This is a genomic window from Streptomyces sp. BE20 (assembly GCF_036322525.1).
Lineage (GTDB): Bacteria > Actinomycetota > Actinomycetes > Streptomycetales > Streptomycetaceae > Kitasatospora.
This window is the reverse complement of the sequence record NZ_JAQYWW010000355.1, coordinates 1-342: the sequence shown is the minus strand read 5'-3', so window position 1 is coordinate 342 and position 342 is coordinate 1. Positions and strand designations below refer to the sequence as shown.

The 342-nt window shown below is 35.7% G+C and carries 1 protein-coding gene; it reads right to left on the bottom strand.

What is annotated here, in order from left to right; translation table 11 throughout:
* Positions 1–195 (bottom strand): hypothetical protein (locus PUR61_RS02585; protein WP_329875168.1); only part of this gene is annotated, 195 nt, incomplete at its 3' end.
* Between the last annotated feature and the right edge of the window lie 147 nt (positions 196–342).

Genomic DNA, 342 nt, shown 5'->3' with positions numbered 1-342 from the left:
TACCCCCCCCCCCCCCCCCCACCCCCCCAACCCAACCAAAAAAACAACTCCAAACAAAAACAAACCCCCACAAAAAAAAAACACAACCCACCACAAAAAAAACAAAACAAAAAAAAAAAAAAAAAAAAAAAAAAAAAAAAAAAAAAAAAAAAACCACAACCAAAACAAAAAAAAAAAAAAAACAAAAAAAAACAAAAAATATAAATAAATAGAAAACCCCCCACACCACGCAACCAAACCCACACCCATATCAACAAATTAATAAACCCCACCACCCCCCACAGCTTCCACATACCACAAAATAAAACACAACACAGACATTGATGGGCGGTATTCCTAACC